The sequence below is a fragment of the Fundidesulfovibrio putealis DSM 16056 genome (assembly GCF_000429325.1).
In the GTDB taxonomy this organism is placed as follows: Bacteria; Desulfobacterota; Desulfovibrionia; order Desulfovibrionales; family Desulfovibrionaceae; genus Fundidesulfovibrio; species Fundidesulfovibrio putealis.
On the sequence record NZ_AUBQ01000006.1, the window covers coordinates 268,468 to 291,794 of the forward strand.

The following is a 23,327-nucleotide window of genomic DNA, read 5'->3' on the forward strand; positions in this document are numbered from 1 at the left end:
CGTTCTCCTCGCTACGAAAACCAGATGATGGCGAAAACCGCCACGGCGATCACCGCAGAGGCCGTCAGGTATTGCTGCAAACGTCCGGTCTGGGCCGATGCTGCAAGGCTCCCCAGGCGGGCCGTGGTGTAGGCTGTGCCGTCCACTACTGTGTCGATGCCTTTGCGGTCGAACACCGCCGCCGAACGGGCCTGGAAGCTCAGGCCGTTCAGGCCGATGGTCCGGTAGACCTCGCTCCAGATGGCGTCGACCCAGGCCAGCGGAGTCGAGACCAGCTGGTAGAAGGCCCGGCCAATCAGGCGGTAAATACCGTCGAAGTCGTGCAGGCGGCCCGGCGTGGGGGCCAGCAGCGGTTTGGCCATCAGGTAGGCCAGCGCGGCGAACCCGGCCAGCAGCAGGGCCTGGAGCACGCTCCATGAGGAATACGGGGCAAAGGCCACGGGGTACGGCAGGATGGCGTACAGCGCCTGCGGGGCCGCGCCCACGGCCAGGCACAGTCCGGCTCCGGCAGCCATGGCCAGCTTGGCCGTATTGGAGATGGGGGCCAGCTCGCCTTCGCTTCTGCGCTCACCGAAGAAGAGCAGATACGGCAGGCGCACGCCCACCCCCAGGATGGCCGCCAGCGCGCCCACTTCCAGGGCAAGGCCCAGGATCGCGCTGTATTCGCTGGAAGCGGCGATGGTCATGGACTTGGTGGTGAAGCCCGAAAACAGAGGCAGGCCGGAGGTGCTGGCCGCAGCCGCCAGATAGCACGCCGCCACCAGGGGCATGCGAGCACCAAGGCCGCCCAGTTTGTCCAGGCGGCTGGTTCCCGTTGCCGTGAGCACCGCCCCTGCGGTCATGAACATGAGGCCCTTGTAGACAACGTGGGCGAAGGCGTGGGCGCACGCGCCGTTTATGGCCAACTCCGTGCCTACGCCGATGCCCGCCACCATGAAGCCCACCTGGGCGATGGTCTGGTAGGCCAGGGCGCGGCGCGCGTCATTCTCCACCAGGGCGTAGATGCCCGCGTACAGGGTCATGACCGCGCCGAACGCTGTCAGCGTCTCGAGTCCGGCGAAGCCCCGGGCCATCACGTACACCGCCGTTTTGGTGGTGAAGGCGCACAGGTACACCGCGCCCATGGCCGAGGCCTCGGGGTAGGCGTCGGACAGCCATGCGTGCAGCGGCACCACGGCAGCGTTCACCGCGAAGCCGCCCAGGATAAGCCAGTCGTAGTACTGGAGCGCGGCCACATCCAGGTGCTCGAAGGCGAAGCTGCCCGTGGCCTTGGCTCGAAGGATCAGGCCGAACAGCAAGAGCACGCCGCCGAATATGTGGAACAGGAAGTAGCGGTAGCCAGCGCCCAGGGCCGCGTCGGTTCTGCGCAACCAGATGAGCAGCGTGGAGCCCAGCGTGGTCAGTTCCCAGAAGATGAACAGGGTCAGGTAGTCGCCCGCGAACAGGCACCCGAAGGCCCCGCCCACATGCAAGGCGGCGGCTGCGGGCTCGCCGGGGGTCTTGGAGTCCATGGAATAGACCGCAGCCAGCAGAGACTGGATGGCGAACACCCACACGAACACCAGGCACAGCTTGTCCACCCGCCCAAGCGTCAGCGTCATGCCCAGCCAGTGGACCTGGGTCAGCAGCAGCGGGCCGTCCAGCACCGCGATGCTCAGCGTTGCCGCGCAGGCGATGGCCAGCACCGGCGGGATGAGCGTCAGTGAGCGCCAGGGCGAAAAGCGTCCCAGGAAAGGCAGGGCCGCCGCCAGCAGGATGAAGGCCCAAGCCGGGTTCACGAAGGCCACGGACTCAGCTGTCATGGGCGTCCTCCTTCTGGCGAAGCGCCGGGGCCAGGAGCTTTCCGGCGAAAGCGGCCAGCCCCAGGCCGACGCCGAGGCCGAAGGCGGCCCAGAAGCCGGGCAGGGCCTCCACGGCGAAGTGCGGGTGCGCCGGGCGTATGAAGATGTTCGCCACGAGGAGGCCGGCCAGGATAACCAGGAGGACGCGTGTTGATGTGGAGGTCAGCATGGCGCGTGCTCGTGGGAGGGAAGATACAAGATGCCTCCGGCGGCCAGGGGGAGAAGCCTCCCCCTGGACCCGGCTTTAGCTTCGCGGGTTTCGAGCGTTCGCATAATCAGTAGCCTCCGAAGGTCTGCACGAAGCGCAGGAAGGTTTCCGGGAACAGGCCCAGGTAGATGGAGATGAGCGCCGTCACGGATAAGGGGACCACCATGGTCAGTGGGGCCTCGCCGCCGTGGTGCTCCGCGCCAGCCGGAGCCGCCTTGAAAAAGGCCCGGTAGATGATGGGCGTGAAATAGGCCGCGTTCAGCACCGTGGACGCTCCCAGGGCGATCAGGATGATCATCTTGTCGGCCTGGAGCGCCCCTCCGGCCAGCATCCATTTGCTGGCGAACCCGCAGGAGGGCGGCACGCCGATCATGGACAGGCTGGCCAGGGAGAAGGCCGCGAAGGTGAACGGCATCTTGCGCCCGAGCCCGTCCATGAGGCTGATCTTCTTCACGTGCGCGGCCACGTAGATGGCTCCTGCGGCGAAGAACAGCGTGATCTTGGAAAAGGCATGGTGAGCGATGTGCGTGAGCCCGCCGGACACCGCCATGGGCGTCAGGAGCGCCACGCCCAGGATGATGTAGGAGAGCTGGCTGACGGTGGAGTAGGCCAGCCGCGCCTTCAGGTCGTCCTTGGTGAGCGCGATCACCGACGCGGCCACGATGGTGAAGGCCGCCAGGTATGCCGTGACCATGCCAAGGCCCAGCTTGTCCAGGAGGTCCACGCCGAAACCCGAGAGCATGACGCGGCTCAGCGAAAACACGCCCGCCTTGACCACCGCCACCGCGTGCAGCAGCGCCGAGACGGGGGTCGGGGCCACCATGGCGCCGGGCAGCCAGTTGTGCAGGGGCATGATGGCCGCCTTGGCCAGCCCGAACAGGAACAGGAAGTAGGTCACGGACACCAGCGTCGGGTTGGCGTCCGGCGGGAAGATGCCGCGCGACACATCCGACAGGTTGAAATCAAGCGTCCCTGCCAGCACGTAGGTGAGCACCATGGCTGGCAGCAGAAAGAGCTTGGAAGAGCCCATCAGGTACACCATGTACTTGCGCGCGCCCGAGAAGCCCTCTTCGTCCTGGTGGTGGGCCACCAGCGGGTAGGTGAAGATGGTGATGAGCTCGTAGAACAGGTACAGCGTGAACACGTTGCCCGAGAAGGCCACGCCAACGGCCCCGAAGATGGCCACGGCGAAGCAGAAGTAATAGCGGGTCTGGGCGTGCTCGTTCAGCGTGCGCATGTAGCCGATGTTGTAGCTGGTGGCGAACATCCACAGGAAGCAGGCCACCAGGGCGAACACCAGGGACAGGCCGTCCGCGCAGAAGGTGACCGTGACGCCCGGCAGCAGCGTGAACATGGTCCACATCCAGACCTTGCCCGCCAGCACCGCCGGGGCCAGCCAGCACACGCAGGCGAAGGCCGCAAGGCCCGCCAGCAGGCTCACGCCCTCGCGCTGGTTGGGACGCGCCCCGAACCGCCAGATTGCCAGCGGCGCGAGCATGGTGATGGCCAAAGGCAGAAGCAGCCTCGGGCTTTCGATGAATTCGGCCATTGGCTACCCCTTGAGTTCCGATGGTGTGGCGCTGGAGGCGCTGCCGAAGCGCTTGCGCACCACGTACACGATGGCCAGCACCAGCGTGGATTCCGCCGCCGCCAGACCCATGATGAAGAGCGCCGTTGCCTGCGACATTTCGCCCGGCATGGGCGTGAGCTGCCCTGCGGCCACCACGGCCAGCCCCGCGCCGTTCAGCATCAGTTCCACGCTTATGAGCATGCCCACTAGGCTTGCGCGCGAAAAGAGCCCGAAGAGTCCCACAGCCAGGAGGCCCAGGGCCACCAGCTGATACAGAGCCAGCGCGTTCATGCCTGCCTCCTTGTCATCACCTGAGTGCTCACCGTCCCTTCCTCCTTTGGAAGGCCAGGAGCACCGCTCCGGCCATGGCCGCGAAAAGAACCACCGAGATGGCCTCGAAACCGAGCACGTAGGTGCCCATGAACACCTCGCCAAGCTTCGCCGGGGAGATCTCCACGGCCTCGCGCGTGAGCGTGGGGCCGTGCTTCAGGCAGGCTGCTGCCAGAAGGCCCGCGATGCCGATTCCGGCAGCACCGCTTCGCCACAGCCGCCTGACGTCTTTGGGGCCTTCTTCCTCGACCTCGGACTGCGCCCGGGTGAGCATCACCGCGAAGAAGATGAGCACCACCACCGCGCCCACGTAGATGAGGATCTGCATGAGCGCCACGAAGGGCGCTGCGATCAGCACGTAAAGCGCGGCCACGCCCATGAGCGAGATGGTAAGCCCCAGAAGCGCCCGGACCAGGCTCTTGGCCGTGACGGCCCACACGGCCCCGCCCAGGGTGATTGCCGCATAGAGTGCGAAGGAGACCTGAACCACGAACTCACGCATGGGGTGTGCCTCCCTTTTCGGCCTGGCGGCGCAGCCGGGCCATGAGGTCGATCTCGAAGTTTTCGCGCGCAGTGCCCGCCAGATAGACGTTCTGCGAGAAGCGCAGCGCGCCGGACGGGCAGTTTTGGGCGCACAGGCCGCACAGGCTGCACGTGTGGTAGGTGAGGAAGTGCCCAAGCAGCTTTCTGACTGTGGGGGTCTGGCTTGGCGGAGCCACCCGGAAGCGCGGGGTGGGCATGAGCATCTCCGTGCCTGCCTGGGAGGGGTAGCAGACGCCCGAATCGGCGGGAGGGTCCTCGGCGACCACCCGCAGGCAGTTGGACGGGCACAACTCTGCGCACAGGCCGCAGCCCACGCAGCGCGACTGCGTCGGGTCCTCGTCCGATGGCACCAGTTCGACATGCCCCCTGAACGTGGCCAGCGTGTCGACTTCCTGGCGCGGATAATGAACCGTCACCTGAGGCTTCAGGAAGTTGGTCCCGGTGATCCGAAGACCCGTGACCATGCTCCCCAAGCCCTTCAATGCCTCTGCAATCTTTTCAAAATATCCCATCATCTACCCCCTGGCTCCGATGTCTGAAGCCATTCGCGCCCCCCATAAGGGATTCCAAAGGGCTTTGGCCCTTTGGCCGCCGGAGGCTTTCTTCACGCAGTATTTTCCCATCACGCACCCCCGAACAGCTTGGTCAAAAAAGCCGTGAGCACCAGGTTCGCCAGAGCCAGCGGCATGAGCCAGCGCCAGTTCAGGTTCAGGAGCTGATCGAAGCGCACGCGCGGGTACGTCCAGCGCATGAAGATGATGAGCGTGACCAAGGCGTACATCTTGGCCAGAAACCACCACGGCCCAGGCATGAACGGCCCCTGCGCGCCGCCCAGGAACAGCACCGTGGCCACGCAGCTGACCACCAGCATGTTGGCGTACTCGGCCAGGAAGATGATGCCGTTTCCCATGCCGGAGTATTCGGTGTGCACGCCTGCGGTCAGCTCGGACTCGGCTTCGGGCAGGTCGAAGGGGGCGCGGTTGGTCTCGGCCACGGCGCACACGAAGTAGATGAAGAAGGCCAGGGGCTGCACGGCAACGTTCCACTGCCAGGGCCAGCCGCCCTGGCTTGAGGCCAGCACGCGAAGATCGAGGCTCCCGGTCATGAGGGCGATGGCCAGGACGGACAGGAGCAGCGGGATTTCGTAGGCTACGGCCTGGGCCACGGCGCGTGACGCGCCCAGAAGCGACCACTTGTTGTTGGAGGCCCAGCCCGCCAGACACAGCGCCAGCACGTTGAACCCCGCGAAAGAGAGGATCAGCACCAGCCCCAGGTTGGTGTCCAAGCCCCAGAGGTTCTCGCCGAAGGGCATGGCGATGAACATGAGCGGCACGGGCATGAAGGCCATGAGCGGAGCGGTCCAGAAGAGCAGGGCGTCCGCGCCGGAGGGTGTGGCCAACTGCTTGCCCACGAGCTTCCCGGCGTCGGCCAGGGCCTGATAGAGCCCGTGCGGGCCGACCTCAAACGGGCCTGGGCGGCGCTGCACGTGTCCTGCCACCTTGCGTTCCACATAGAGGAGCATCATGCCGTTGGCGGCGATGAAGCCCATGAGCGCCACCAGGGCCACCGCGAGGCGGATGAGCTCGCCGGGTATGAAGTCGGTCATCGGTCAATCTCCGGGATAACCAGATCGAGGCTGCCAAGGATTGCCACCGCGTCCGAGAGCAGCGTGCCCTTGGCAAGCTCGGGGAACAGGCTCAGGTTGGAGAAACTGGGGGAGCGCAGCTTCACCCGGTAGGGGATCTCGCTGCCGTCGCTGGCCAGATACAGGCCGATCTTGCCCCTGGCCCCTTCCACGGCGAAGTAGCTCTCGCCCGCAGGGGGCTTCCACTTGCCGCGGGGGGCGTCGGGGTTCATGAAGTCGCCCTCGGGCAGTCCGTCCAGGGCCTGGCGCACGATGGAAAGCGACGCCTCGATCTCGTCCATGCGCACCATGTAGCGGGCCATGGAGTCGCCCTGCGGGTAGACGGGGATGTTGAAGTCGAAGCGGTCGTACACGCCGTAGGGTTCGGCGCGGCGCACGTCGTAGGCTATGCCCGACCCGCGCAGCACCGGGCCGGTGGCCCCGTAGCGCCGGGCCATCATCTCGTCTATGACGCCCACGTCCTCCAGGCGTCCGCGCAGGATGACGTTGCCGGTCACCAACTCGCGGTACATCTTCAAGCGCTCGGGCATGATGTCCAGCAGTTCGCGGGTGCGTTTCACGAAGTTGGGGGTGATGTCCGCCGTGACACCTCCGAAGCGGAAGGAGCAGTAGGTCAGGCGCGAACCGGTGATCTCCTGGAGGATGTCCATGATCATCTCGCGGTCCTGGAAGGCGTACATGATGGGGGTGACCGCCCCCAGGTCCAGGAGATAGGCCCCCCACCAGAGCAGGTGGGAGTTTATCCGGTTCAGCTCCGTGGAGATGACGCGGATGTACTGGGCGCGCTCCGGCACCTCGATCTCGGCCAGGCGTTCCACCGCCCCGGCCCAGACCCAGTTCCAGGCCAGGGCGTGCAGGTAGTCCACGCGGCCCATGTTGGGGAAGAACTGGGCGTAGGCGCGGTTCTGGGCCATGGCCTCGTGCATGCGGTGGATGTAGCCAAGCACAGGCTCGGAGCGAAGGATGTACTCGCCGTCCATCTCCAGCAATACGCGCAGCACGCCGTGGGTGGAGGGGTGCTGCGGCCCCATGTTCACGATGAGCGAGTCTTCCCTGGCGTCCAGGGCGAAGGTCTGGGCGTAGAAGTCGCCGTCCAGCCCCTGGCAGGGGTCTGCGCCAATGCTCTGGTTGAAGGCGCCGCTCATGATTCGTCCTCCTGGCCATCCTCGCCGCCGCATGCGGCCATGAGCTCCTCGGTCAGGGCGTGGCCCTTGGCGGAGCCCTGCCACTGCGCGTGCGGCCAGATCACGTTGCGCGACAGGCGCGAAACCGGCGCTTTCAGGAGCGGCGGCGGATCCAGCGCCTCGGCCAGCAGCAGCGGCGTGGTGTTGGACGCGCCCGTGAAGACCACGCCGAAGAAGTCGCGGGTCTCGCGTTCGTGCCAGGCAGCGCCGGGGTAGATGCCCTCGATGGTGGGGCAGGACGGGTTCTCGTGAGGCAGCAGGAGGCGCAGGACGATGCGGCCAGGGCGGGTCCAGTGGGCGAAATGATACAGGAGCGCCATGCCCTCGGCCAGGTCCAGCCCGCAGATGTCCTCCAGGAACCAGTCCTGGCACAAAAGGCGCTCGGCGGCGGGGCGCAGGTCTTCGGGAGTGATGAGCAGCGCCGCTTCCCGCCCGGTCTCTCCGGGGGGCAGGGCCAGGCTCAGTCGCGAGGTGAGTTCAGGCATCTCAGTCTTCCTCCACCAGGGCCGGGGTGGGCCAGAAGCGGCGACCGGTGATCTTCTGCTGCAGGCGGAAGATGCCCTCCATCAGGGCTTCGGGGCGGGGAGGGCAGCCGGGCACGTAGATGTCCACGGGCACCAGATTGTCCACGCCCTCAATCAGGGCGTACTGCCCCGGATACTTGAAAGGCCCGCCGGACACGGCGCAGTTGCCCATGGCCAGCACGTACTTTGGGGCGGGCATCTGCTCGTAGAGGGTCACCAGGGCCGTGGCCATCTTGCGGGTGACGGTCCCGGCCACGATCATCAGGTCGCTCTGGCGCGGCGAGGGCCGGAAGACTTCCGCACCGAAGCGCGACAGGTCGAAGCGGGGCATTGTCACGGCCATCATCTCGATGGCGCAGCAGGCCAGACCGAAGGTCATGGGCCACAGCGACATGGACCGGCAGAGGTCGAAGACCTGCGCGGGGAGCGCGAAATCGAGCCTCGGGGGCAGGACCTCGTCCGCGCGCGGGACTATTGGATGCGCCTGGGCCATGTGAACACCCCTTTTCTCTGGAAATAGACCATGGCCATGGCCAGAACGGCCACGAACAGCGCCACGGCGATGAACGGCCCCCACCCCTGGCTGTGCGGATAATGCGCGGCCACGGGGAAGAGGTAGAGCACGTCGACGTCGAAGGAGAGGAAAATCAGCGCGTAGAGCGAGTAGTTGATGCCAAAGCGCGTCCAGGCCTGTCCGCGCGGAATCATGCCGCATTCATACGGTGCGGCGAAAGCGCCGCCGCGCGTGCGGGGAGCCAGGAGGTAGGATGCCGCCAGCGGGCCTGCCGCGAAAGCGATGCCGGCAGCCAGACATGCAAAGACCGCCACGTTCAGCCATGTGAAAACCATTGCTCCCCTGCCTGTTGTCGTTGCGTCACGGACTGCCGACTCTTGAAACGACTTATGCAGGAGCGGGAAATAATCGTCAAGAAAAACAAGCCAATGTGCTGTTTTTCCCAAGCTGGATTCTTTTTGGTATGATTTGCAGGAAGTATTCTCTCCGTTCAAGATAGATGAAAGGCATTGAATGGAGGTTTTTTATAGACTGTTTTGATGGCTTGCCTGGGCGTGGGCGCGTCGCGCAGGCTCATGGTCTGGCATGGCCGACCGGCAGGTCAGGCCCCGGCCTGGGATGTGGCGCGTATACCGTATGAACGTCACGAGGTGGACATGACTGAGGTTCTTGTGTAGCATTTCGGAATAGGCACTGGCAGGTGGTCCTCACGTTGACTGGTCAATCAAACAAGATCACTTTCAGGTGTTGTCATCAAGATCTATGGATATCGTATTAAAAAGACAGGTAGAAATTCTGCGGACTGCGCATCCGGACTGGCACGAGGATCGTTTGATGCGTGTGGCCAGGGTCTGGGCTAGGCGTGCACGCCGGATTTGTTGGGACACCATGATTGGTGAGCAGACGAATGCTGATGGAGCGCAGCGGCATGGAGGATACTGCGGAGGCTGACGCCTGCGTTTTCCCGTCCTCGCGTACGAGTTCGTCCATGGCAGCCAGCCATGCGGATATTCGCAGACGTTGATCGGTCCAAGCCGCCCCCTGGCGGCTTTTTGTTTGCCCGACGCCTGCCCCGCGCCCTTCCCAGCCCGCCCTGCAGCCTTCGCCCGCCGGGTGCGCTACGTCGTCTTCTGGGACTCTATGAACAGCTGAAAGACCACGAGGCACAGGCTCATGGCCACAGGACCGTAGATGATCCCCAGCGGCCCGAAGAGGAGCACGCCTCCCACGATGGACACGAAGATCATCAGCAGCGGCAACTGCGCGCTCCCGCTTATGAAGAATGGGCGCACCACGTTGTCCACGGTGCTCACCACCAAAAGCCACCAGCAGAGCAGAAATGCCGCCTTGCCGTTGGAGCCCTGGGCAAACAGGTAAAGCACGAAAGGAATGTGGATGAGGGCGAGGCCGATGATTGGCACAAGCGAGGCCACGATGGCGACCATGCCCCAGAAGAGCGCGTCGATGCCCACGATCCACAGGCCGAGCGCGGTAGCCAGGCCCTGCGACAAACCGGCCGCGACGCCTCCGGCGAGAATGGAACGCGTCACCATCTTGAGCCTTTCGGCCAATTCCTGCTCCTGGCAGCGGCGAAGCGGCGACAAGCGCCGCAATCCCTTCACCACGCGCTCAGCTTCGGCCAGAAAGTAGAACAGGAACAGCAGCAGCATGACGACCTGAGCCAGGAAGCTGGTCATCTGTCCGGCAAACCCGCGCCCGATGGACAAAATCCCCTTGCCGACCCCTCCGGCGGCTCCCACCAGGCTGGTCTTCAGCTCCTGGGGATCAAAGGGGATTTTGTTCACGATGGCCTGGAGCCAGCCAGGGAGCCCCAGGGAATTAAACCAGTCGAGAAGGATAGCCATGCCTCCATCGTTGAACCAGTGGGCGCCTGCCTCGATGACTGTCCCGGCCTCGTTGGCCAGAATTACGATCAGGGTGGCGGTGGGCAGGACGATGAAGAGCAGCGTCGCGGTGGAGAGCAAGGCGGCCGTAACAAGGCGCGACCCCCAAAACACCGGCAACATGCGCTTTCGCAGCGGGGCCAGCAGCAGCGCGAGGATGGCGGCCAGGAAGATGGAGTGGCGAAACGGCCACAAAAGCGCCAGGAGCACGGCCACGGCCCCGATGAACACGAGCAGCAGAAAAGGACGGTAGAACTTCTCATGCAGGGGGCCGACCTCCTCGGCACCCGTATCGCCGCAGCCCCTCGCGGGATGCACATCAACCGTTTCCGCGTCGCCCGGCGGGGCGCTTGGCGCGTCCGTTGCGGCGTGCTTGGCGTCGTCCTTGATGACCTTTTCAGTCATTGTTTCATTCTCCATGCGGTTGCTAACCATGCTCGGGCAGCGGGTCAGGCATGGGCGCGTCAGGGCTCTTTGATTCCATTCTTCTTACTGGATTCTGGCCCGGACTTGGATGGGCTGCCCGGCACCCACCAGCGCATGGCTTCGTCCATTTCCTCCTTGAGGGGCTCGCCGCGCGTCTTGAGCATGGAAACGAGTATGGAAACGGCGATGATCCCGGAGGTGATCAGCAGGGCCATCTCGGTGGGAATGATCTTCGCGTTGAACCACGCGTTGACGATCATCTTGCCGCCCACCACCACCAGCACCAGGGACAGGCCGTACTTCAGGTAGTGGAAGCGGTGGATGATGCCCGCCAGGGCGAAGTAGAGCGCCCGCAAGCCCAGGATGGCGAAGACGTTGGACGTGTACACGATGAAGGGGTCCTTGGTGATGGCGAAAATGGCCGGGATGGAATCCAGGGCGAAGACCACGTCGGTAAACTCGATCAGCACCAGCACGATGAAAAGCGGCGTGATGAAGAGCTGGCCGCCCTGCCTGACAAAGAACTTGCGTCCCTCGAAGCCCTTGGTCACCCGGAAATGGCGTCGCATGAAGTTGTTGATGCGGTTCTCGTCCAGGTTGGGTTCCTGCCCCACCGTCACCAGCATCTTGATGCCAGTGAACACGAGGAAGGCCCCGAAGATGTAGATGACCCAGTGAAAGGCCTCCAGGATGGCCGCACCGGCCAGGATGAGCGAGGCGCGCATGACGAGCGCCCCCAGGATTCCCCAGAAGAGAACCTTGTGCTGGCAGTCGCGGGGCACTGAAAAGTGCAGGAAGACCAGGACGAAGACGAAGATGTTGTCGATGGAGAGGCTTTTCTCGATGAGGTAGCCGGTTATGTATTCGGTCCCGGCCTGCGGCCCGAGGAAGTGATACACGCCGCCTCCGAAGGCCAGCGCCAGCACCACATAGCACAGGCTCAGCAGCAGGGCCTCGCGCACGCCGATCTCACGCCCCTTGCGGTGCAGAACGCCAAGGTCCAGGGCCAGGAGAACCAGCACCAGAAGATTGAAGCCGATCCACATCCATGCGTTTTCCAAGTGTTGTCTCCTGCTCGTTCCGGATAGTCTGAACGTATCGTTTCGCTGTTTGCGCCGCCCGAGTCAAGGCGGTCCGGATCGCTGTTGCCGATCGGGCCCGACTTGCCAGGTTTGGCTGAACCGGCCCGGGACCGCAGTCGGTCCCGGGCGGCAGGAGCGGCTCAGCTTTCGAGCTGCTGAATGCCTTCAAGGGTCCATTGGGGATTGGAGGCGGACTCATCCCTGCGGATGTGCCAGACTTCGCGAACCTGCGCGGAGCGGGGGCCGGACTGGTCCTCGCGCAGGAGGACATCGTACAACACGGAGATCACCGTCTGGTTTCCCTGTGTCCCGGCCTCGACCACACGGGCTTCGATCATGAGGATGTCGGTCTTCCCGGGGGCCGGGTCCTCGCCTGCCTGCCGGAATATCTCGGCGAAGACCTCGGGGCTCGTGAAGCCTCGGATGTCCTCCAGGTCTCGGCGGTCCCAGGAGGACTGCAACCTGGCGTACAGGGCCTTGGCTCCGGAAATGAACTCGGCTTCGTCGATGCCAGCGGGCATCACCGGAGGCGCGATCTGCGCGGAGCCTCCTTGCCCGCCGGGCGTGGCGCGCACCGAGGCCCAGCCGTCCGCGTCTGCGCCAGGGGTGTAATTTCCGGTCGGGGCGGCGTAGGCAAACCTGTCGCCCCCCATGGGCGCGGCCTGTTCCCTGTGAGCCGTCTGATCTGCGTGGCCCGTCATGCCTGCCTGGGCCGCCCGGCGCGAACGGATGAACCGGAAGAGCATGAATCCGGCGACGCCCAGCAGGAGGATTTCCAGAATCCCGAAGCCTCCGCCCATGCCTCCGAACAGGAGCGAGCCCAGCATGCCGCCCAGCAGCACGCCGCCAAGCATGCCGCCGATCCCGCCGAACCTGGACATGAAGCCGCCGGGGGCAGCACCTGGCTGTTGGTTCGGCGTGGCCTGGCGCTCCGTGGTCATGTTCTTGCCCGGGGGCGTGGGCTTGTCGTAGCTTTTGGAGTAGGAATCCTTGCTGCCGAACGAATTGCCGCCGCCCATCCGCTTGGCATCTGCGGGATCGAAGGACATGAGCAGCACCGCAAGCGCGATGAGCGGCGCCAGGAGCCAGCGCAGCGCGTCTGTGGGGGAAAGGCCGCCGAGGGCCTGGGCCTGTGCAGGAAGAGTGGAACGGTTTGGACTGTGTCGCATGGAACCTCCGGTTTGCCAGATTTGGCGGGTTGCCTGGTTTGGCCGGAGGTCCTGAAAAAAAGACCTCCAGCATGATTACTCATGCTGAAGGTCTCGCTCATCGATTGGGATCGACGGCAAGGCCAAGCGCCGGTAACGACGCCAGTACTGTTGACCTTGCCCGAAAGAGCTACTCCCCTTCAGTTCTGTAATGAAGATCATTTCCTTCAGGGGATGTCAAGCACTTCAGGAGAAGCCTTCGACGTCGCGGTTGCCCGGTGCTGTGTGCCTGAAGAGCCAGAATGTGTTTTCCAGGATATACAGAGTAAATTCAGTGTGTTGCCCTTGTGGTGCCTGGACGATTATTCGGAGAACGCCGTGCTCGGGGCCCGGGCAGATGCCTGGGGCAGGGCAGAAGCGCGGTTCGAAATCACGGGCAACCGGTCAGGAAAATGAAAGAGGGTGCCATGCCATGACCTTCATTCCTCGATTCCAGAATCGCGTCTTGGAACAACGTGAATATGGTCATCGACAATAATATGAGTGTTTATTATGGCTTAGCTGCACAGATTGTATGCGTGTATTCTGAAGACGGGACACTAGTTCGCATCCGCCCGGAACATACCGAACAGCGAGGTGGCCAGGACCTTCATTTCATGCAGGTACAGCTTGAACTTGCTGGAGAAGCCCGCGAGGGTCTCGCCGTCCTTCAGCCGTTCGCCTGTCGCCCAGACATTGTACATCTGCATCCTGCCTTTCGACACATAGAAAACGGTCCCCCGTTCCACATGCCGGGAGAACCGTTTGTCGATGCACACGGTCACTTCGCCCTGACGCTGACCGTCCCATTCTGACTGTACGACTTCGCCGACCAGACTCGTGTCCAGGTACACCTCCGTGGGGATGTCCTTCACGCCCGGATCGAAGAATACAGTGTACGGAGCGCACTGTTTTACGGTCGATGCCCGGCAGCTTTCCTGAAATAAGAACCCGTCCAGGATGAGCAGGAAAAACAAACAGAAGACAGAAACCACCATCGTACAACTCCCTCATGGAACATGTGCGCTCCGGCAGGATGGCGCGCCGTGGCCATGACCCGCAGGAGAAAGCCGCCCGGAACCGAACACGCCGGAACCGTCACGTGATATGGGAACTAAGCACAGGCTTTACGCAGACACATAGTGAATTCTTGTTCAGGATAGATTTGCGGTGACCTGAGCAGCCGATGTCGTGGGAAATGCCACCGGCTTCTCAGGACGCGGGGACGCATGAGTATCTTCTGTGCCAGGTCGCCTGTGGCCTCCCTGGTGCGCATGAGACGCGCTTGGAGGAGGGCTTGTCGGCGAATCGGTATGGATGCGACGGGCAGCAGGATGCATGCGGCCCAAAGCCATCGTGAGCCAGGGCATGAGCGGGATCTCCGGAGTATCCTCCGGCGAGATGGGTTGGGAGTGGGTCGGGCCAGCGGCGGATGCAGGCCCGACCCACGCGTGGCCTTGGGATTGCTGGTCAGGAATTGAAGGGACTTAACAGACTTGCCCGTCCCGGGGCGCCACGCTAGGCCGTCCCGGACCTTCTCCCGTGCTGCCAGGCGTCCAGCAGGGCGCGGGCGTCATCAATTTCCTTTTCGCGGCGGGCGCCGTCCCAGCCGAGCTCATCGCCCATGATGCGCGCCACTTCCGGCGCGGCCTCCTTGGCGTGCTCCATGTTCAGAAGTCCCAGCGGCAGCCGCCTGAGCAGGACGTCAGCGACATGGGCGGCCATCTCCAGGCGCACGGCGAAAGCCACTTCCGCACCGATGTAGGGGTGCGCGTGGTGGATGGGCTCCATGAGGCCGTGGGTGCGGCCTATGGCCAGCACCTTGCCTGCCTCGTCGCCGTAGAGCGCGTGGAGCGATTTGGCCTGCTTCACATCAAGCCCGTGCCGCCGCGCCAGCTCCTGCCAGCCCAGGGGGACGTAGCCTCTGGAGCCGATAAGGCGCAGGTGGCGCGTGGCGCTCTTGCGGCCGCGTCCGATGCCGGAAGCCGCGCAGGCCGAGTCCACGGCGTCCTCGGACATGCTGCGGTAGCTGGTCCACTTTCCGCCGGTGATGGTCACCAGGCCCGTGGGGCTCACGTCGATGATGTGGGTGCGGGCCAGCTCCTGGGTGCTGCACTTGCCCGGTGCGAACACCAGGGGGCGCAGGCCGTTCCACACCGCCAGCACGTCCTTGCGGGTGACGGGCTCGTGCAGATATTTGCAGGCATAGCGCAGGAGGTAGTCCACGTCCTGTTCCGACGGGGCGGGATCGCGTTCCACCACTGCGGGCTCGTCCGTTGTGCCGAACAGCACGTGCCCCATCCAGGGGATCATGAACAGCACGCGTCCGTCCTCGGTGCTGGGGATCATGAGCGACATGTCCTGGGGGGTGAACCGGGCGTCCAGCAAAATGTGGATGCCGGAGCTGACCCTCAGCATGTCCCCGGCCCGGGGATCGTCCATGCGGCGTACCGCGTCGGCGAAGGGGCCGGTGGCGTTGACCACGCACTTGGCGCGGATGGTCCACTCCTCTCCGGTGAGCCGGTCGCGTACCAGCGCCCCCCGGACGCGGCCATCGATCTTGACCAGCTCCAGCACCTCAACATGGTTCAGGCAGGCGGCCCCGTGGGCGTTGGCGGTGCGGGCCAGGGACACGGTCATGCGGGCGTCGTTGAACTGGCCGTCGTAATAGATGACGGCGGCCACGTAGCCTTCCAGGTCCAGCTGCGGGAAGAGCTTCTTGGCGGTCCGGCGGCTCACCAGCCTGCTGCGCCCAAGCGCCAGCCTCCCGGCAAGCAGGTCGTAGAGAATCAGGCCGGCGAAGATGTACAAGGCCTGGAACCATGTGGCCACGGGCGTCATCAGGCGGATGGGGTGGGCCAGGTGCGGCGCGTTCCGGAGCAGGTAGCCGCGCTCGCGCAGCCCCTCGCGCACCAGGTCGAACTGCTCGCGGTCGAACTTCATGATGGCCTTCTCAAGATAGCGGACGCCCCCGTGGACCAGCTTGGTGCTTTTGCTGCTGGTGCCTTGTGCGAAGTCGTCGCGCTCCACCAGGGCCACGTCCATTCCCCGGGTGGCGGCGTCCAGCGCCACCCCGCAACCGGTGGCTCCGCCGCCGATTACCAGAATGTCGTACTCGGGGCAGGATTTCAAACGCTCACGCAGTGCTTCCCTGTTCATCTCAAACCTCATTATGGCACAAGCGACGGCTGTTCAGTGTCGCGTTTTGAAAAACATGAACATGCTTTTCAACAATAAATAAATTGTTCTCACGGATTAGGTTCATGAGCCGTATGAACCTGTTTTGAGAACGCCACACCAGATGATCCGGGCCGTTCCCGCCGGGCAGCCCGGAGGAGGAAGAGCGTCCAGCAGCGGGACGCGGATCCCTCGGCGGGCGCATCGGGAGGACATGGTATTCACCCCGACGGCCATGGCCAACGCATGTGCTTTTTTGCTTTTTCAAAAGTTCGATGATTCAGGAGAATGAGCGAACTTTGTTGTTTTTTAGATGCACTTTGACAGGACAGAAGTCAACTTTTTTGAACAAAAAGGTTGGTGCAATTACATTTGATCCGGGCGGGACAGGCGTGCAGATTCCCGGTCATGATTTTGGAAGACCGGAAGCGAGGGCATTCACCTGAGGACGCCTGAGCGGACATGGAAGGGAGAGTTGGAACGTGGAGGGAGGCTTGGAAAATCAGTACCTGCCACCATCAGGGCAGCGCGATTGAGCGGTACCGGACTGGGATTCTTGCGGATTCCAATGGGCGCAGGGCAGGAGAACAGCCGCCCTGCCATAGCCGAGCGCAAGGGCTACGCCAGGAGTCGGAATCGTGATGTTCAGGCTTGCCTGCAAGGAGCGCCCGGAGGAATCAGCCCTCGTGGTTCAGGAAGTAGAGGCGGGGACTGGTAGGCCCTCTGCAAGCAGGAGCCGGGCCGCATTGCGCGCAGGATAAACCCAGGCTCAGCGTGCCAGCAGGGCGGCGGCAAGCTCCGCAAACCCCTCGCCGCCCCTGGCCCTGGTTACCCAGACGGGCGCGGCCTCAAGCTCGGCCCCGAAGTCCATGACGTTGGCCACGCCTACGGAGTTCGGGAAGAAGGCGAACATGGGGGCGTCGTTGGGGGAATCCCCGGCGAAGACCACGGACTCCCTGATCTCGTCCAGTTCCTGCCTGAAGACCTCGCGGAAGAAGAGCCGGGTCATGGAAAGCTTGTCGTACTCGCCGAACCAGCCGTTCACGTGGATGGAGCTTATCTTGGCCTGGGCTCCGGCCTGTTCGAAGATTTGCTTCACGCGCCGGGCCGCGTTCATGGGGAGGGCGGGCACATCCTCGCAGAAGTCGATGGCCAGATCCGCCTCGCGGTAGGCCTGGTCGGCGGACACGGCCACGCCGGGTACCTCGGCCAGGATGCGGCGCTCAAGCTCTTTCAGGCGTTTGGCGTCGGCCTGGCGTTGCGGCGCGTCCTTGAAGTAGCGCCGATGCATGCGCCGCGCGGACTCGTCGTAACGGAAGTAGAAGGCCCCGTTCTCGCCCACCACGCCGTCCACGGGCCACATGCGGGCGATGTGGTCGCACCACCCTGCGGGACGCCCGGTGATGGGCACGACCAGGAGCCCGGCGGCCCGAAGGTCCTCCAGGGCCTTGTAGGCCGAGGCCGGAAGGCGTCCCTCGCTGGTAAGGGTGTCGTCGATGTCCGTCAGCAGGTAGCGGACGCCGCGCCGGACGTCCGCCTGCATATGCTCTATGGGTTTCATGGCCAGACTAGATCAGTTTCTGGCGGATTTTGGTCACGAACACTTCGGCCAGCACCACCACGGCAAAGATGCACACCAGCACCAGCGACACCTGGGTCCAGCGGAACATGTTCAGCGCGTCCTCCAGGGAGACGCCGATGCCGCCCGCGCCCACCAGTCCGATGACCGCCGATTCGCGCACGTTGATGTCCCAGCGGAACAGCGAGATGCCCCAGAAGGCGGGGGCCACCTGCGGCCAGTATCCCTTGATGAGGATGCTGGTCCAGGGCGCTCCGGCTGCTTTCAGGGCTTCGATGGGACCGGGCTTGATCTCCTCCAGGGCCTCGCCCAGGAGCTTGCCGCAGAAGCCGATGGACCGAAAGGCGATGGCCATGGTCCCGGCCAGCGCGCCCGGCCCGAACACGGCGACGAACAGGATGGCCCACACCAGGGTGTTCACCGTGCGCGAGGACACCAGGATGAACTTTGCGATCCAGTTGAGCAGCGGAATCTGCACGATGTTCTTGGCCGCCATGACGCCGACAGGCACGGCCATGATCAGCGCGACGATGGTGCCCAGGGTGGAGATGTTCAGCGTCTCGATGAGCGCCTTGTGGATGCCCTGCTTGTGGTACGCGCCGAAATCCACGGGCCACATGCGGTTCAGGAGGTCCACCACCTGCTTTGGCGCGTCGAAGAGGAAGTCCGGGATGACCTCCACCGTCTTCATGGACACGGCCAGCAGGGCCACCGCCCCCAGGTAGACGGCGAAACGGGCCAGGCGCTGGGCTCTGGTGAAGCGCTCCCAGTGTCTGTGATCAGTCATTGAAGACCGCCTTTATTTTGACCGCCAGATACTCGCCGATCATGATCAGGCCGATGATGGAGAGCAGGATGGTGCAGAGGAAGTCGTAATCGAAGCGCTGGAACGCCGCGAACAGGGTCCCGCCGATGCCGCCCGCGCCCACCACGCCGATCATGGTGGAGTTTCGCAGATTGGAGTCGAACTGGTAGGTGGAAAACCCGATGAAGCGGTTGAACACCTGCGGCAGCACGCCGTAGGTGATCACGCTCATGAAGGGCGCTCCGGCGGCTTTCATGGCCTCGACCGGCTTGAGGGAAATCTCCTCGATGGCTTCCGCGAACAGCTTGCCCACGAACCCGATGGAAGCGAACACCAGGGTCAGGATGCCCGCCAGCGGCCCGAACCCCACCGCCTTGACGAAGAGGATGGCGAAGATGACCGGATGGAAGGACCGGCTGAGCGCGATGATTGCCCGCGACGGCCAGGTGAGCCAGCCGGGCATCAGGTTGCGCGCGGCGAGAAATCCCAGCGGCAGCGAGAGCAGTATGCCGAAGGCCGAGGATATCACCGCGATCTCGACTGTCTCGATGAGGTTGTCCAGCAGCAGGCCCAGCCGTTTCATGCCGGGCGGGAACAGTTCGGACAGGAACTTCGCGCCGGTGCCCAGTCCGATGACGAACCGCTCCCAGGTGATCTGCAGCTCGCTCAGTGCGTAAAAGCAATAGACCACGAGCAGCAGCCATCCCAGCCTGGCCCACCAGTTGGGCTTGAAGGGCGTGCGTATGGCGGCGGTGGCGGTCATGCCAGCCAGTCCTCGCCACCGTAGATGGCCTTGAGGTGTTCCACGGTCAGATCCTTGGGCGGCCCGTCAAAGACCACCACTCCCTGGGATATGCCGATGAGCCTGTCGCAGAAGCGCTTGGCCAGCTCCACGTCGTGGATGTTTATGAGCACGGGGATGTTCCGCTCTCTGGAGAAGAGGCCCAAAAGCTCCATGATCTCAACGGAGGTCTTGGGGTCCAGGGAGCTGGTGGGCTCATCGGCCATGATGATGTCCGGGTCCTGCATGACGGCCCTGGCGATGCCCACGCGCTGGCGTTGGCCGCCGGAGAGGCTGTCGGCCCGCTGGTTGTAGAATTCGCCCAGCCCCACGTGGTCGATCAGCTCGAAGGCGCGGTCGATGTCCGTCTGGGGATACTTCCTGAGCCACGCCTTCAGGGGCGAGATGTAGCCCAGCCTGCCGCACAGCACGTTCTCGATCACCGAGAGGCGCTCCACCAGGTTGTACTCCTGGAACACCATGCCGATGTGCCGCCGCGCATGGCGCAGGGCGGTGCCGGAAAGGCTGGCGATGTCCTTTCCGCCCACGATGATGCTGCCCCCGGTCGGTTCGATGAGCCGGTTGATACAACGCAGGAGCGTGCTCTTTCCAGACCCGGACGGTCCGATGATTCCCAGCGTGGTCGCGCCTTGCGCCTCGAAGGATATCCCCTTGAGCACGGGCACGCCGCGCTTGTAGGCCTTCTCCAGGTTCGCCACCGACAGGGAACGGGGCCTGGCCCCGTTCCCTCCATGATTCTGATTGCTGTTCATTGAGTACTTATTTCTTTTTGGCGGCCGCTTCTTTTTCCTCTTCCTTCCTCATCCCTTCCTCGGTGTAGGCGATGCCCAGGGAGTCGTTGATCTCCCGGATGACCGCCCAGTCCTTTTCGTAGGTGACGGGATAGAAGCGGTCGGCGCCGTCGAAGGCTTTCTTCATGGCGTCGTTGAAACGGTAGGAGTTGAAGGCGTCCACGATCTTCTTGGCAAGTTCAGGGCAGAGCTGGCTCCAGTAGCCAAAGGAAGAGGTGGGGAACATGGCGCTGCGGTAGATCACCCGCAGGGAGTCCTTCTCCACGCGCCCGGCACTGACCATGCGGTCGTACACGTCGGAGGCCACGGCTGCGGCGTCGTAGTCGCCGTGGGCCACGCCCATGACGGACTGGTCGTGCTTGCCGGAGTAGACCACGGTGTAGTCCTTGTCGGGGACGAGGCCCAGCTTGGGGAACAGCGCCCTGGGAGCCAGGTTGCCGGAGTTGGAGGAGGCCGAGGTGTGGGCCAGCTTCTTGCCCTTCAGGTCCTCAAGCTTCTGGTAGGGGCTGTCCTTCTTGACGATGACGATCAGGTTGTAGCCCTGGAACTTGTCCTCGTAGCCCTTCACGGAGGTGGGCACGTAGCCGGCCAGGTTCACCGCGAAGCAGGTGGGGCCGGTGGAGAAGCCCGCGATGTGCAGGCGGCCTGAGCGCATGGCCTCGACCTCGGCGGCGTTGGACTGCACGGAGTAGTACACCACCTTCTTGCCGGTGGCCTTGGAGAGATATTCCTGGAAGTCGGTGAAGAGGTCCTTGTAGACGGCGGGGTCCTCAACAGGGGTGTAAGTGAAGACGAGCGTGCCGGGGTCCTGGCATTTGCCGGCCTTGGGGGCGTCGGCGACCAGGTCCTTGTTCTCGTCGCAGTACGCCTTGTCCAGCGCGCCGAGGTTCTTGCAGTCGGTCTGCGCGAAGGCGGCGGAGACAGACAGCGACAGGGCAAGCAAAGTCAGCATGACGAAACGTGTGAGCATGAACAGTCCTCCTCGTTTGTAACGTTACCTGTTCAGATCGCCTTGAGGCGACCGTCTCCAACCGTATTCAACAAGCCCTTCCGCGAGTCAGGGCTTTCATGCGACCAGAAACCGACCGAAAAAACGTCTACACCTTGGACACTCTTCACAGCAACGACCGAAACCATCCCGTTTCCGGAAAGGTTCATTGCAACAGCAGGTTCTCCGCAGTGGTCATGTCCGTCACGAAAACGTGCACGTAGCCGCGCTCCAGCACGGCCCGCAGGATGCGCAGCTTGGCCAGCCCCCCCGAGGCGAGGACGATGTGCGGGACCTTGCAGAGCCCCTCGAAGTCCGGCGACATGCTGCACGAGTTGACCAGATGGTCGACCACTTCGCCGTTGGCGTCCAGGAAACGGCCAAAAAATTCCCCCACGGCCCCGACCTTGGCCAGCTCCGCGCGCTGCTCGAGCGTGACCGCACCGAGCGCGATGTTGGTGGCCTGTGCGGAGAGGTCGCCAACGGCAGTGAGGATCATGTCCACCTGGAGGGCCTCCTTGTAGAAGGTCCGGAACAGCTCCTGGCTGGCGATGGTGTCGCGCACGTGGGGCGAGGAGACGAACATGGGGGCGGCGAGATGGTTGCAGACCTCGGCCTGGAGCTGGCGGGCGAACATGGCGGTCGAATCGAACGGGTTCACGGGGCTTTTGGGAACGCCGCCGTAGAGCGAGGTGATGGAGAGGTCCCGGAAGTTGCGGACCACGATTCCGGTGATGGCCGCGCGCATGGTCTTGCCCCAGCCCACGCCCAGAGACTGCCCGTCCTGGAGGGTGGTGGAGACGTACTCCCCGGCGGGGCGGCCTATGGTCTGGTACAGGCTGTCGCCGCCCTTTTCGGGGGTGGGGAGCACAATGGCGCGCGCCAGCCCGAATTCGCGCACCAGCCTGCCTTCCAGGTCCACGCACTCCCGGAACGCAGTGTTGATGACCACCCGGATGAGCCCCTTCTCCTTGCCGGATTGCAGGAGCCTGTTCACCTTGAGACGGGTAATGCCCAACCGCTCGCCGATCTCGGCCTGCGTCAGGTCTTCGTTGAAATAGAGCCAGGCTACCCGAGAGAGGAGCTGGTCTTCATTTTCGTCGGCCTGTCCCAAAATTTTGCTCCGAAAATTCACAAAAGTTTATTGGTTGGGAGAATACACGTTCATTACGGTCAATGCAAATACATTTGTTCAGGTATTGATGGGTTTTTCATGTCCTGGGGTGAAGTCAGGCCGAGCAAAAGATACGAAGAATGCGCGGTACCGGAAGCAGGCCATGCCCGAGCTGCCAGGCGGTTCCGAAAAGGGCGTGCTGTTACCAATGTTGCCTGCGGCAGAACTGGTGCCCATTCGCCCATGGCTGTCCCGGCGTCTTCAGGGGAGGCACGGGGCAGGTGGGCTGGTGCGAAACCGCCCGGCGCGGTGGGACTCCTATTTCCCCGCAGAGGTCATCCAGTCGATGATTGCCGCGCAGAAATCCGGCAGATCCGCCGGGCGGCGGCTGCTAATCAGGTTGCGGTCGACAACCACGCTCGCGTCGGCCCAGATGGCTCCGGCGTTCTCCAGGTCGTCTTTCAGCGCGATGCAGGCCGTGCACCTGAAGCCCCTGACGATTTTTGCCGAGATGGGCACCCAGCCTGCGTGGCAGATGAAAGCCACCAGCTTGCCCGCGTCGAAGAACGCCTTGGTGAGGGCGAGCGCCTTGGCGTCACGACGGATAATGTCCGGAGCGAAGCCGCCAGGTATGATCAGCGCGTCGAAATCCTCGGCCTTCATGTCCGCCAGGGTGGCGTCAGCCGTGCAGGGGTAGCCGTTTTTGCCCTTGTAGTCCCGGCGCAGGGGATCGATTCCAGCCACGACGACCTCGGCCCCGGCTTCCTGCATGCGGAGCTTGGGGTACCACAATTCAAGGTCCTCGTAGGTGTCCGCCACCTGAATGAGCACCCGTTTGCCAGCAAGTTGTTTATCCATGGTTCGACTCCTTGTCGTTATTCGCGGCTTGTCGGCGCGAGCCAGGAAGAGGTCATTCGAGCCTGGTTCGGGAGAGAAGGCGTGCGTGCCCAGCCGCGCCTGGATTGTTCTATCCCGGAGGCCCATTTTTTTCCAGCCCCGCACGGCTTGCAGCCTGACAGCGCATTCTCATCCGGCAGGGCGCCCGTGCAAGCCTGCCGCGAACCTGTGGAACAAGGTCTTGTCTGTCAGGAAAACTTGAAGCCAGACTGTCGG

At 63.7% G+C, this 23,327-nt stretch carries 24 protein-coding genes; 1 reads left to right on the top strand and 23 read right to left on the bottom strand.

Going from position 1 to position 23,327, the window contains the following annotated elements:
- Window positions 1-11 precede the first annotated feature (11 nt).
- The 14 genes from G453_RS0108575 to G453_RS0108640 form a co-directional block, all read right to left on the bottom strand.
- Complete coding sequence (locus G453_RS0108575) at window positions 12-1,802, bottom strand: Na(+)/H(+) antiporter subunit D (RefSeq protein WP_027190729.1); 1,791 nt, start codon at window positions 1,800-1,802, stop codon at window positions 12-14.
- Complete coding sequence (locus tag G453_RS23100; protein ID WP_051272050.1) at window positions 1,792-2,010, bottom strand: hypothetical protein; 219 nt, start codon at window positions 2,008-2,010, stop codon at window positions 1,792-1,794. The genes G453_RS0108575 and G453_RS23100 overlap by 11 nt, the downstream gene beginning before the upstream one ends.
- Before the next feature lie 106 nt (window positions 2,011-2,116).
- Complete coding sequence (locus G453_RS0108585; RefSeq protein ID WP_027190730.1) at window positions 2,117-3,598, bottom strand: monovalent cation/H+ antiporter subunit D family protein; 1,482 nt, start codon at window positions 3,596-3,598, stop codon at window positions 2,117-2,119.
- A gap of 3 nt (window positions 3,599-3,601) precedes the next feature.
- Window positions 3,602-3,910: an NADH-quinone oxidoreductase subunit NuoK gene (locus G453_RS0108590; protein ID WP_027190731.1), complete on the bottom strand. Its 309-nt coding sequence runs from the start codon at window positions 3,908-3,910 to the stop codon at window positions 3,602-3,604.
- Between the two features lie 28 nt (window positions 3,911-3,938).
- Complete coding sequence (locus G453_RS0108595; protein ID WP_027190732.1) at window positions 3,939-4,451, bottom strand: NADH-quinone oxidoreductase subunit J family protein; 513 nt, start codon at window positions 4,449-4,451, stop codon at window positions 3,939-3,941.
- The gene (locus tag G453_RS0108600; RefSeq protein ID WP_051272052.1) at window positions 4,444-5,007 is read right to left on the bottom strand and encodes a 4Fe-4S binding protein; all 564 of its coding nucleotides are present in this window, start codon (window positions 5,005-5,007) and stop codon (window positions 4,444-4,446) included. Before G453_RS0108600 ends, G453_RS0108595 begins: the two co-directional genes overlap by 8 nt.
- 107 nt (window positions 5,008-5,114) lie before the next feature.
- Entirely contained in the window at window positions 5,115-6,098 is a 984-nt protein-coding gene (gene nuoH / locus G453_RS0108605) for an NADH-quinone oxidoreductase subunit NuoH (RefSeq protein ID WP_027190734.1), read from the bottom strand.
- Complete coding sequence (locus tag G453_RS0108610; RefSeq protein ID WP_051272055.1) at window positions 6,095-7,282, bottom strand: NADH-quinone oxidoreductase subunit D; 1,188 nt, start codon at window positions 7,280-7,282, stop codon at window positions 6,095-6,097. Before G453_RS0108610 ends, nuoH begins: the two co-directional genes overlap by 4 nt.
- On the bottom strand, window positions 7,279-7,806 hold the full coding sequence (locus tag G453_RS23105; RefSeq protein WP_051272058.1) for an NADH-quinone oxidoreductase subunit C: 528 nt from the start codon (window positions 7,804-7,806) through the stop codon (window positions 7,279-7,281). Before G453_RS23105 ends, G453_RS0108610 begins: the two co-directional genes overlap by 4 nt.
- A gap of 1 nt (window position 7,807) precedes the next feature.
- Window positions 7,808-8,338 (bottom strand): NADH-quinone oxidoreductase subunit B, encoded by a 531-nt coding sequence (locus G453_RS0108620; RefSeq protein ID WP_027190736.1) that lies wholly within the window; start codon window positions 8,336-8,338, stop codon window positions 7,808-7,810.
- Window positions 8,317-8,694: an NADH-quinone oxidoreductase subunit A gene (locus G453_RS0108625; protein ID WP_027190737.1), complete on the bottom strand. Its 378-nt coding sequence runs from the start codon at window positions 8,692-8,694 to the stop codon at window positions 8,317-8,319. The genes G453_RS0108620 and G453_RS0108625 overlap by 22 nt, the downstream gene beginning before the upstream one ends.
- A gap of 783 nt (window positions 8,695-9,477) precedes the next feature.
- On the bottom strand, window positions 9,478-10,668 hold the full coding sequence (locus tag G453_RS23110) for an AI-2E family transporter (RefSeq protein ID WP_051272061.1): 1,191 nt from the start codon (window positions 10,666-10,668) through the stop codon (window positions 9,478-9,480).
- Between the two features lie 59 nt (window positions 10,669-10,727).
- Entirely contained in the window at window positions 10,728-11,750 is a 1,023-nt protein-coding gene (locus tag G453_RS0108635; RefSeq protein WP_027190738.1) for a TerC family protein, read from the bottom strand.
- Window positions 11,751-11,911: 161 nt separating this feature from the next.
- A complete protein-coding gene (locus G453_RS0108640) occupies window positions 11,912-12,940 on the bottom strand; it encodes a Tim44 domain-containing protein (RefSeq protein ID WP_051272068.1) in 1,029 nt (342 codons plus the stop codon).
- Between the two features lie 81 nt (window positions 12,941-13,021).
- Between G453_RS0108640 and G453_RS27855 the strand changes: the two genes are divergently transcribed.
- A complete protein-coding gene (locus G453_RS27855; protein WP_156920853.1) occupies window positions 13,022-13,375 on the top strand; it encodes a hypothetical protein in 354 nt (117 codons plus the stop codon).
- A 143-nt stretch (window positions 13,376-13,518) separates the two neighbouring features.
- Here G453_RS27855 and G453_RS0108650 read toward each other — a convergent pair whose 3' ends face one another.
- From G453_RS0108650 to G453_RS0108690, 9 genes are all read right to left on the bottom strand, one after another.
- Window positions 13,519-13,956 carry a hypothetical protein gene (locus G453_RS0108650; protein WP_027190740.1) on the bottom strand — a complete coding sequence of 146 codons (438 nt, stop codon included), beginning with the start codon at window positions 13,954-13,956 and terminating at the stop codon, window positions 13,519-13,521.
- A 520-nt stretch (window positions 13,957-14,476) separates the two neighbouring features.
- Entirely contained in the window at window positions 14,477-16,117 is a 1,641-nt protein-coding gene (locus tag G453_RS0108655; protein WP_027190741.1) for an FAD-dependent oxidoreductase, read from the bottom strand.
- Between the two features lie 787 nt (window positions 16,118-16,904).
- A complete protein-coding gene (locus tag G453_RS0108660) occupies window positions 16,905-17,696 on the bottom strand; it encodes an HAD-IIB family hydrolase (protein WP_027190742.1) in 792 nt (263 codons plus the stop codon).
- A 7-nt stretch (window positions 17,697-17,703) separates the two neighbouring features.
- Window positions 17,704-18,501 carry a phosphonate ABC transporter, permease protein PhnE gene (gene phnE, locus G453_RS0108665; protein WP_027190743.1) on the bottom strand — a complete coding sequence of 266 codons (798 nt, stop codon included), beginning with the start codon at window positions 18,499-18,501 and terminating at the stop codon, window positions 17,704-17,706.
- Entirely contained in the window at window positions 18,494-19,282 is a 789-nt protein-coding gene (phnE, locus tag G453_RS0108670; RefSeq protein ID WP_027190744.1) for a phosphonate ABC transporter, permease protein PhnE, read from the bottom strand. Before phnE (G453_RS0108670) ends, phnE (G453_RS0108665) begins: the two co-directional genes overlap by 8 nt.
- Window positions 19,279-20,073, bottom strand: coding sequence for a phosphonate ABC transporter ATP-binding protein (phnC, locus tag G453_RS0108675; RefSeq protein WP_027190745.1), 795 nt, complete (start codon window positions 20,071-20,073; stop codon window positions 19,279-19,281). The genes phnE (G453_RS0108670) and phnC overlap by 4 nt, the downstream gene beginning before the upstream one ends.
- 7 nt (window positions 20,074-20,080) lie before the next feature.
- Complete coding sequence (gene phnD, locus G453_RS0108680; protein ID WP_027190746.1) at window positions 20,081-21,082, bottom strand: phosphate/phosphite/phosphonate ABC transporter substrate-binding protein; 1,002 nt, start codon at window positions 21,080-21,082, stop codon at window positions 20,081-20,083.
- A gap of 184 nt (window positions 21,083-21,266) precedes the next feature.
- Window positions 21,267-22,214 carry a sugar-binding transcriptional regulator gene (locus tag G453_RS0108685; protein ID WP_043645045.1) on the bottom strand — a complete coding sequence of 316 codons (948 nt, stop codon included), beginning with the start codon at window positions 22,212-22,214 and terminating at the stop codon, window positions 21,267-21,269.
- 318 nt (window positions 22,215-22,532) lie between these two features.
- Window positions 22,533-23,072, bottom strand: coding sequence for a type 1 glutamine amidotransferase domain-containing protein (locus G453_RS0108690; protein ID WP_027190748.1), 540 nt, complete (start codon window positions 23,070-23,072; stop codon window positions 22,533-22,535).
- Window positions 23,073-23,327: the final 255 nt, after the last annotated feature.

What these genes read in the sequence shown, in the direction of transcription:
- phnC (WP_027190745.1), bottom strand. Translation starts at nt 20,073, where the DNA reads ATGAACAGCAATCAGAATCATGGAGGGAACGGGGCCAGGCCCCGTTCC.
- G453_RS0108625 (WP_027190737.1), bottom strand. Translation starts at nt 8,694, where the DNA reads ATGGTTTTCACATGGCTGAACGTGGCGGTCTTTGCATGTCTGGCTGCC.
- phnD (WP_027190746.1), bottom strand. Translation starts at nt 21,082, where the DNA reads ATGCTCACACGTTTCGTCATGCTGACTTTGCTTGCCCTGTCGCTGTCT.
- G453_RS0108660 (WP_027190742.1), bottom strand. Translation starts at nt 17,696, where the DNA reads ATGAAACCCATAGAGCATATGCAGGCGGACGTCCGGCGCGGCGTCCGC.
- G453_RS27855 (WP_156920853.1), top strand. Translation starts at nt 13,022, where the DNA reads ATGCTGAAGGTCTCGCTCATCGATTGGGATCGACGGCAAGGCCAAGCG.
- G453_RS23105 (WP_051272058.1), bottom strand. Translation starts at nt 7,806, where the DNA reads ATGCCTGAACTCACCTCGCGACTGAGCCTGGCCCTGCCCCCCGGAGAG.
- G453_RS0108690 (WP_027190748.1), bottom strand. Translation starts at nt 23,072, where the DNA reads ATGGATAAACAACTTGCTGGCAAACGGGTGCTCATTCAGGTGGCGGAC.
- G453_RS0108650 (WP_027190740.1), bottom strand. Translation starts at nt 13,956, where the DNA reads ATGGTGGTTTCTGTCTTCTGTTTGTTTTTCCTGCTCATCCTGGACGGG.
- G453_RS23110 (WP_051272061.1), bottom strand. Translation starts at nt 10,668, where the DNA reads ATGACTGAAAAGGTCATCAAGGACGACGCCAAGCACGCCGCAACGGAC.
- G453_RS0108575 (WP_027190729.1), bottom strand. Translation starts at nt 1,802, where the DNA reads ATGACAGCTGAGTCCGTGGCCTTCGTGAACCCGGCTTGGGCCTTCATC.
- nuoH (WP_027190734.1), bottom strand. Translation starts at nt 6,098, where the DNA reads ATGACCGACTTCATACCCGGCGAGCTCATCCGCCTCGCGGTGGCCCTG.
- G453_RS0108590 (WP_027190731.1), bottom strand. Translation starts at nt 3,910, where the DNA reads ATGAACGCGCTGGCTCTGTATCAGCTGGTGGCCCTGGGCCTCCTGGCT.
- G453_RS23100 (WP_051272050.1), bottom strand. Translation starts at nt 2,010, where the DNA reads ATGCTGACCTCCACATCAACACGCGTCCTCCTGGTTATCCTGGCCGGC.
- G453_RS0108620 (WP_027190736.1), bottom strand. Translation starts at nt 8,338, where the DNA reads ATGGCCCAGGCGCATCCAATAGTCCCGCGCGCGGACGAGGTCCTGCCC.
- phnE (WP_027190744.1), bottom strand. Translation starts at nt 19,282, where the DNA reads ATGACCGCCACCGCCGCCATACGCACGCCCTTCAAGCCCAACTGGTGG.
- phnE (WP_027190743.1), bottom strand. Translation starts at nt 18,501, where the DNA reads ATGACTGATCACAGACACTGGGAGCGCTTCACCAGAGCCCAGCGCCTG.
- G453_RS0108655 (WP_027190741.1), bottom strand. Translation starts at nt 16,117, where the DNA reads ATGAACAGGGAAGCACTGCGTGAGCGTTTGAAATCCTGCCCCGAGTAC.
- G453_RS0108610 (WP_051272055.1), bottom strand. Translation starts at nt 7,282, where the DNA reads ATGAGCGGCGCCTTCAACCAGAGCATTGGCGCAGACCCCTGCCAGGGG.
- G453_RS0108640 (WP_051272068.1), bottom strand. Translation starts at nt 12,940, where the DNA reads ATGCGACACAGTCCAAACCGTTCCACTCTTCCTGCACAGGCCCAGGCC.
- G453_RS0108600 (WP_051272052.1), bottom strand. Translation starts at nt 5,007, where the DNA reads ATGATGGGATATTTTGAAAAGATTGCAGAGGCATTGAAGGGCTTGGGG.
- G453_RS0108595 (WP_027190732.1), bottom strand. Translation starts at nt 4,451, where the DNA reads ATGCGTGAGTTCGTGGTTCAGGTCTCCTTCGCACTCTATGCGGCAATC.
- G453_RS0108585 (WP_027190730.1), bottom strand. Translation starts at nt 3,598, where the DNA reads ATGGCCGAATTCATCGAAAGCCCGAGGCTGCTTCTGCCTTTGGCCATC.